Origin of the sequence: Caballeronia arationis (assembly GCF_001544975.2) — a bacterium.
Taxonomy (GTDB): Bacteria; Pseudomonadota; Gammaproteobacteria; order Burkholderiales; family Burkholderiaceae; genus Caballeronia; species Caballeronia arationis.
Genome location: NZ_FCOG02000203.1, coordinates 1 through 7,640, shown reverse-complemented (window position 1 = coordinate 7,640; position 7,640 = coordinate 1). Strand labels below are relative to the sequence as shown.

General features: G+C 56.6%; 7 protein-coding genes and 1 pseudogene. 7 read left to right on the top strand and 1 reads right to left on the bottom strand.

Annotated features, from left to right (window positions below):
- Positions 1–190: 190 nt before the first annotated feature.
- The 6 genes from AWB81_RS38845 to AWB81_RS38820 all read left to right on the top strand — a co-directional run bounded on the left by AWB81_RS38845 (position 191) and on the right by AWB81_RS38820 (position 6,491).
- Entirely contained in the window at positions 191–1,096 is a 906-nt protein-coding gene (locus AWB81_RS38845; RefSeq protein WP_062643492.1) for a LysR family transcriptional regulator, read from the top strand.
- Positions 1,097–1,208: 112 nt separating this feature from the next.
- Complete coding sequence (locus AWB81_RS38840) at positions 1,209–2,402, top strand: CaiB/BaiF CoA transferase family protein (protein WP_087135502.1); 1,194 nt, start codon at positions 1,209–1,211, stop codon at positions 2,400–2,402.
- Between the two features lie 18 nt (positions 2,403–2,420).
- Positions 2,421–3,386 (top strand): hydroxymethylglutaryl-CoA lyase, encoded by a 966-nt coding sequence (locus tag AWB81_RS38835; protein ID WP_062643490.1) that lies wholly within the window; start codon positions 2,421–2,423, stop codon positions 3,384–3,386.
- A 1-nt stretch (position 3,387) separates the two neighbouring features.
- The gene (locus AWB81_RS38830) at positions 3,388–3,771 is read left to right on the top strand and encodes a VOC family protein (RefSeq protein WP_062643488.1); all 384 of its coding nucleotides are present in this window, start codon (positions 3,388–3,390) and stop codon (positions 3,769–3,771) included.
- Positions 3,772–3,889: 118 nt separating this feature from the next.
- Entirely contained in the window at positions 3,890–5,203 is a 1,314-nt protein-coding gene (locus AWB81_RS38825; protein WP_062643486.1) for a dicarboxylate/amino acid:cation symporter, read from the top strand.
- A 256-nt stretch (positions 5,204–5,459) separates the two neighbouring features.
- Positions 5,460–6,491 (top strand): D-2-hydroxyacid dehydrogenase, encoded by a 1,032-nt coding sequence (locus AWB81_RS38820; protein ID WP_062643484.1) that lies wholly within the window; start codon positions 5,460–5,462, stop codon positions 6,489–6,491.
- Here the strand turns inward: AWB81_RS38820 and AWB81_RS47650 are convergent.
- Positions 6,469–7,182, bottom strand: a pseudogene (locus AWB81_RS47650) (DNA polymerase Y subunit UmuC family protein); the annotation flags it as partial. The gene AWB81_RS38820 and the pseudogene AWB81_RS47650 overlap by 23 nt on opposite strands.
- Before the next feature lie 17 nt (positions 7,183–7,199).
- Here AWB81_RS47650 and AWB81_RS47645 point away from each other — a divergent pair.
- On the top strand, positions 7,200–7,640 hold a 441-nt coding region (locus AWB81_RS47645), incomplete at its 3' end, for a hypothetical protein (protein WP_235026143.1).

Here is a 7,640-nt window from a genome sequence, read left to right as displayed (position 1 = left end):
CCGGCTGTCCAGCTTCGCGCGAAACACCTGTCCGGCTTCAAGCGAAACGCGTGTCCAGCTTCCGCGAAATACGCACTCAGAGGCCCGTCGGCGGACACCATGTTCGGGATTACGAGTAGCCGGCGTGGTTTCTCGCGCAAGTGCCATACACTTCCAGGAACGCAATCTCCTACCTCTGGTCTGCAACGCCATGTCGAGCTACTTCCATTACGACCTGCAATCCCTTCGCATCTTTATCGTGGTCGCTGAGGTGGGTAGCCTCACGAAGGCGTCAGAACGCACAAACATTACGCTAGGAGCAGTGAGCAAACGGATTGCCGACCTCGAACGAAGTACGGGTTGCGCGCTCCTTTTGAGGCAGCCTCGTGGCGTTGAACTAACTGCTGCAGGTAAAGGGCTGCTGGCACACGCTCGGCAGGTTGTCGAACGCGTAAATCGTATGGCAAATGAGATGAGCGACTACGCCACTGGCGTCCGTGGTCACGTCCGAATGTGGGCGAACACGTCGGCGGTTGTCCAGTTCCTCCCGCGGGACGTTCGGACGTTCCTGACCGACAACCCGAGCGTAAAAATTTCCCTCGAGGAGCGACTCAGCGGAGACATCGTCGCTGCGGTCAGAAGCGGCGATGCCGACATTGGTATCTTTGCAGACAACGTTCCAGCTCCCGACATCGAGAAAGCCGTCTATCGGCGCGACAAGCTCGTCTTGTTGGTACCTAACGACCATCCGCTCGCAGCTCACGAGGGCATAAGTTTCGTTGACACGCTCAATTTCGAATATGTCGGACTCAACGAAGGCAGTTCTCTGCTTGCGCGTTTGCTTGCTGCCGCGTTCTCTGCCGAGCGAACGCTCAAAGTCCGCATTCAGGTGAGCAGCTTCGACGGCATCTGCCGAATGATAGAACAAGGGTTGGGTATAGGCGTGCTGCCTGAAGCGGCTGTCCGGAACGAGATTCTTGCTGCTGGTCTGCACCAGGTGCGTCTTTTCGACGAATGGGCGGATAGAACACTATTTATTGGCACCCGCTCCCTAGATGCTCTATCTCCAGAGGCATCGCGCCTCTTCAAATTCATGACGGACCGAAACGACCCATAAGGTATTCCCTTTCCAGAATGGAAAGGGTGCTTGAAAATTCGTCCATTTTCACACCACGCGCTTTGTCCCAGACTGAAGTCATCGGTTAAACGACGCTTCACAGGAGACAACCGTGACAAAGAAGCCGCTCGAAGGCATTCGCGTGCTGGAGATGGGACAGCTCATCGCTGGCCCTTTCGCAGGAAAGATGCTCGCTGAATTTGGCGCACACGTGACAAAGATTGAGCCCCCAGGCACCGGCGACCCGCTCCGGAAATGGCGGCTGCTGCATGAAGGCACCTCGGTCTGGTGGGCCGCTCAATCGCGCAATAAAGAGTCTCTCACGCTGGACCTTCGCTCCCCGGAAGGACAGGACGTAGCGCGCAAGCTAATCGTCGAAAGCGACGTGCTCATCGAAAACTTCCGCCCCGGCACCTTGGAAGGTTGGGGTATGAGCTGGGATGAACTGCACACGCTGAACCCGCGCTTGGTCATGCTGCGTGTCTCTGGCTACGGTCAAACCGGCCCCTATCGCGACCGTCCAGGGTTCGGCGTTGTCGCCGAAGCAATGGGTGGCCTGCGCCATCTAAGCGGCGAGCCCGGTCGCACCCCCGTTCGCGTTGGCATATCCATCGGCGATTCGCTTTCCGCTTTGCATGGAGTTATCGGCGTTCTTCTGGCCTTGCGTCACCGCGACCAGAACGGCGGCGAAGGCCAGATGATTGACGTAGCACTCTATGAATCCGTCTTCAACATGATGGAGAGCCTCTTGCCGGAGTTCTCCGCATTTGGAGCGGTTCGCCAACCGGCGGGCAGCAGCCTGCCTGGTATAGCCCCCTCTAACGCCTACCGCTGCGCGGACGGGAAATACGCTCTTATCGCCGGCAACGGCGACAGCATCTTTCGCCGGCTCATGGAACTGATTGGCCGCGTCGACCTTGCCGATGACCCGGCTCTCGCTCAAAACGATGGACGCGTAAAGCAAGTAGAGCGAATCGACGTCGCAATTGGTGAATGGGCCAGCCGACAGCCGCTCGATAACGTGCTTGCCGCACTCAACGAAGCGCGCATACCGGCAGGAAAAATCTACGACGTCGCCGACATTGCGAGCGACCCGCACTACCAGGCCCGCGACATGATTCTCGATGCCCAACTGCCGGACGGTACTCCAGTGCAGGTGCCCGGAATTGTTCCCAAACTCAGCGCTACGCCCGGGACGGTTGACTCTTTCGCACCTACTCTCGGCCAGCACACTGACGCCGTGCTGGAACGAGTTGGCATAGACCATGCAACGCGCGACGCCTGGCGCACGCGCGGCATCATTTGATTTACGAGGAACGCTGCCATGAAAGGTAAACGCCTGTTCATCCAAGAAGTCGCCACTCGCGACGGTTTCCAGAATGAAGCTCAGTTCGTCGGCACCGATGCAAAGATTGCCCTCGTCGACCGGTTAAGCGCTTGTGGTTACGCCAAAATTGAAGTGACATCGTTCACATCGCCAAAGGCCATCCCAGCACTTCATGACGCAGAAGCCGTCATGCACGGCATACAGCGATATGACGGAGTGGTGTACACGGTTTTGGTTCCGAACATCCGCGGCGCGGAACGCGCGCTTTCTTGTGGCGTCGACGAAGTCAACCTCGTCATGTCGGTGAGCGAGAGCCACAATCGAACCAACCTTCGCATGGGTCGCGAAGACTCATTCGCCCAACTGCGGGATGTCATCAGCGTCGTAAAGCAAACAAGAGTCGCCATCAACGTCTCTCTCTCGACCGCAATGGGCTGCCCGATGGAGGGCGATATCAAGCAGGAAGAGGTCCTCCGTTGGATGGAACGCTTCGCTGAACTCGGCGCGCATGGCGTGACCCTTTGCGACACGACCGGCATGGCCTATCCGTCCCAGGTTCAACGACTGTGCGCCAGCGCGCTCGAAAAATTCCCTGAACTAGAAGTAACTCTGCACTTCCACAACACCCGCGGAATGGCTCTAGCCAACACCCTTGCAGCACTCGATGCAGGCGTTGACCGTTTCGACTCGTCACTTGGTGGCCTCGGCGGCTGTCCATATGCACCAGGAGCAACAGGCAACGTTTGCACTGAAGAACTCGTTCACATGCTCGAGCTCGACGGTTACGACACTGGCGTCAACCTGTCTGAGCTTCTCACGGCCTCCGCCACGCTTCCTGCACTCGTTGGACACGATGTTCCTAGTCAACTGCTGAAAGCCGGCCGACGACTCGATTTGCATTCGATGCCCTGCTTGACCAAAGACGGTCTGCCGGAGCAGCGAGCATTCGCGGCCAGAGCCTGAGATGCCATTCATTAACCATTTGGACCATCTCGTTCTTACGTGCGTTGACCTTGCGGCAACTAAGCACTTTTACACCGAAGTAATGCAGATGCAGTTACAAACATTCGGTGAAGGTCGCATCGCCTTCAAATTCGGGAATCAAAAAATCAACGTGCACGTAAGAGGCGCCGAGCACGAACCCAAAGCGCATCTGCCGGTGTCTGGCGCGCTCGACTTGTGCTTTATCGCTGCCGTCCCTCTTGAGGAAGTTATTGCACACCTCGGCCGGTGTGGATGGCCAATCCTCGAAGGCCCTGTCGAGCGGACAGGCGCAGTTCAGAAGATTCGTTCCGTCTACGTTCGCGACCCGGACCTGAATCTAATTGAAATATCAGAGGTTATCTAAAAGCACAGTGAGACCGGCCTGAAACTGCGCCATATGTGTGATTGCAGGACCGGTTCTTAACCGGTGAACGGCAGATAAGCCGACCCATATATCCGCAGAAAACTTGCAGGAGACATTCATGAGCATCGTCACGGAAGCTTCCATCGAGCCACAAGCAAAACCTCGCTCCAAGAAGCGTTGGTTTCAGCATCTGTACATTCAAGTTCTGATTGCTGTCGTCCTAGGGATTCTCCTGGGACACTTTTATCCATCGCTTGGGGAAGCGATGAAGCCTTTGGGAGACAATTTCCTGAAGCTCATCAAACTGATGATTGCCCCGCTCATCTTCTGTACGGTGGTCCACGGCATCGCCAGCATGAACGACATCAAATCGGTCGGGCGTGTCGGAATTAAATCACTTATATACTTCGAGTTGATGACCACGCTCGCGCTCGCCATCGGCTTGATTGCGGTCAACATTTTAAAACCTGGCGGCGGCATGCATATCGACCCGAAGACACTCGATGTGTCGGCGATTGCTGCTTACACGAAAGCCGCGCATGACCAGAGCGTTGTTGGCTTTCTCTCGCACATCATCCCGTCGACAGTCTTCGGCGCATTCGCTGAAGGAGACATTCTTCAGGTCTTGTTCGTGTCAATCATCTTTGCATTTGCACTGCAAATGCTAGGCGAACGCGGAAAGCCATTGCTTAACGTTATCGACGCTGGCGCTAACACATTCTTTAACATGGTTCGAATCGTGATGTATGTTTCGCCTCTTGGAGCGTTCGGCGCGATTGCATTCACTATCGGCAAGTACGGCGTTGTCTCACTGGGCTCGTACGGGCAACTTCTCCTGACCTATTATCTGACCGGCTTCTTCTTTGTTTTCGTAATTCTTGGCGCGGTATGCCGGCTCGCAGGTTTCAGCCTGATAGCTTTCCTTCGCTACATCAGGGAGGAGCTGCTTCTGGTCTTGGGCACGTCGTCATCGGAATCTGCTCTGCCGCGCCTGATGGCAAAGCTTGAGCGCCTTGGCTGCGAGAAGTCTGTCGTTGGTCTGGTCGTGCCCGCGGGATATTCGTTCAATCTGGATGGCAGTTGCATCAATATGACAGTGCTTGCCATCTTCATCGCACAGGCTACGGACAGTATGCTCAGCCTCGGTCATCAACTTACTCTTATGCTTGTTCTGCTGCTTACGTCGAAGGGCGCGGCAAGCGTCTCCGGCGGCGCCTTCATTGTTCTGGCCGCAACGCTGAGCTCCGTTCCCGGCATCCCTGTCGCAGGCCTGGTTTTGGTGCTCGGTGTTTATCGATTCATTTCGGAGGGTGGTGCGCTTATCAACGTTATTGGCAACGGGATTGCGACGATTGTGGTCGCAAAATGGGAGAAGGCTCTCAACCGCGAGACTTTCAAAGCCCAACTCGCTCGCGGGCCTCAGGAGGACTGAGGCCAACAGACAGGACCATCGTCGCCAAGCTGTCGGGCCACCGAGACGCTTACGAAGGTTACAAACCAAGAAATCACCCCTGCAGTTTGCGGCGTCCTCTTTGTGGTCTGTCAGCAATCATTCTTGCCCACAGCAGCGCCATACATGCTGTTAATTTTAATGGGCTTCCGATTTTCTTGATATGCGAACGTTCCCGCCCGAATCAGCTTGATACGGCATGGGCGGGTTCCACAACCTCAAACTATCCTGAACAGAAATGCTCCCTTCCTCCCCTCTTCGAATCGTATTCCTCGACCGCTCGACCATTCCTCCGACCACCAAACTGAAAGAGCTTCCGTTCAGTCACGAGCTCGCGCTGTACGACTCGACGAAGCCTGATGAGGTAATCGACCGAATTCGAGATGCCGATGTCGTGATTACCAACAAGGTCAAACTGACGGGCGACGTTATTGCCCAAGCAAAGAAGCTCAAGCTCATCGCCATCGCTGCCACCGGCGCTGATAACGTAGACACAGCGGCGTGCAATGAAAAGGGAATTGCGATTTGCAACGTGAGAAACTACGCAGTTCACACGGTACCCGAGCACACGTTCGCATTGGTATTTGCTCTGCGGCGAAGCCTCACGGCATACCGCTCGGCGGTGCAAGCCGGTCGCTGGGAGGAGTCCGGACAGTTCTGCTTTTTCGACTATCCTATCAAGGACCTGGCCGGTTCCACGCTCGGCATCATTGGCGACGGTGCATTAGGAAAGGCGACGGCAGACATCGGTAGAGCACTGGGGCTGAAGGTTCTATTCTCAGCTTTCAAGGGGCGCGACGACATGGGTATGCTTTACACCCCTTTCGAAAGGGTCCTTGAACAGTCTGACATCATTACACTTCATTGCCCATTGAACGAACAGACTCGAGACCTTATCAGCGACGCCGAGTTCGCTAGGATGAAGAAACGTCCACTGATTATCAACACAGCCGGTGGTGGGCTCGTGAACGAGGCTGCTCTGGTTCGAGCCCTCAAGAACAATCTGATTTCGGGCGCCGGATTTGACGTTGTCACCAGAGAGCCGTTGCCGGAAGACAATCCGCTAAATGAGATTCTGAATCACCCAGCTTTTATTCTGACGCCTCACGTCGCATGGGCAAGCGAGGAAGCCATACAAGCCCTTGCGGACCAGCTCTTGGATAACATTTCAGCCTACGTGGCGGGCGAGCCGCGAAACATCGTGAATTCACCTACGCATAATGAGCACACGAGCGCGCATAACGCCGCCTCGCAACGAGGAGTTCGATGAGGCGATTGTGGTCTTCGGTAGACCCGCCAGGGTCGGGAAACAGTGAGTCGCTCGGCGGCTCGGCCGGCTCGACTTTGGAAGCCGTCAGTCGAACGGCAAGCACAGCAGCTGGCAGTTCGGTGCGTCCGAGCCGCTCCTTGAGCAGACGCACGAGGTGCTCTTCATGCCAGGTCGGCTCGGCAAGAGCGATTTCAAGAATGGTGGGCTCGACGGCTTGTCGGCCGCGTTCGTGCTCAAGGGATATGGTGGCGTGAGTCAGCGCAAGCTACTGCGCGCTCAACCAGCCACAAAGCTGCACGATGAGCCGTCGTGCGGAGAAAAGCACGGCTTCGGCGTGTTCGACACGGTCAGGCAGTTCAGTTCGGGCGCTGAAGGTTGGCGGAACCTCGAGCCACTGATGGAGCTCGGGCGAGAGACCATAGGCACGGTCGAGAGAATCAAGCAAATCCACACCGCACCTCTTCTTTAGCCCTGCGCGCAGAAGGCGTCGGATGTCACTCAGGGCGCGGCAACCGAAACCTTGAAACCAATCCGCAAACGCACGGACCTCTTGCACGACCATGAAAGGAAGCGCATCGAGATTTCGTTCGAGCGAACGCATCTTGAGCACACGGCACCGGCCTCGCTTTGCCAGCAGCCACGCACCTTGCCCAGTTGGTGCGACGCTCATACGGGCCGTCGCGCCTAAAGCACTCCGCTATACGGCGGATGGATTCGCTACCTCTCGACGATAACGCCGGGCACCTGCCCGGCTCAGCCCGGGCACTACGCCGGCGGCAATTACTCGACCTTCTGCTATCAGACGCTGCGAACGACGTCGAAGTCGTCTCGCGAGAACTTGGCCTGCGCGACCAGATGCGCGAGCGACTGCGCACCGCGCTCGACAGGATTGCCTGCGCCCAAAGCGTCCTGGAATCAATCGGGGCAGATGGCGCAGAGGCAGGAATGAACGGCTCAGCGGCGGATTTGCGGATGCGGGAAAGTCACCAACTTGCCAGATTCCATGTATTGTCGACTTGGACCGTGGGTGAGGTACGAAAACGCGAGGGCGCGGCCGCTAGCCGTGTAGCGGTGCGGATTTCGGCGATGGTGATCAGCCGTTTCGGTGAACGTGATCAGTATGGAAGTTGGTGTTGCGCGGTCAGAGAT

What these genes read in the sequence shown, in the direction of transcription:
- AWB81_RS38835 (WP_062643490.1), top strand. Translation starts at nt 2,421, where the DNA reads ATGAAAGGTAAACGCCTGTTCATCCAAGAAGTCGCCACTCGCGACGGT.
- AWB81_RS38845 (WP_062643492.1), top strand. Translation starts at nt 191, where the DNA reads ATGTCGAGCTACTTCCATTACGACCTGCAATCCCTTCGCATCTTTATC.
- AWB81_RS38825 (WP_062643486.1), top strand. Translation starts at nt 3,890, where the DNA reads ATGAGCATCGTCACGGAAGCTTCCATCGAGCCACAAGCAAAACCTCGC.
- AWB81_RS38820 (WP_062643484.1), top strand. Translation starts at nt 5,460, where the DNA reads ATGCTCCCTTCCTCCCCTCTTCGAATCGTATTCCTCGACCGCTCGACC.
- AWB81_RS38830 (WP_062643488.1), top strand. Translation starts at nt 3,388, where the DNA reads ATGCCATTCATTAACCATTTGGACCATCTCGTTCTTACGTGCGTTGAC.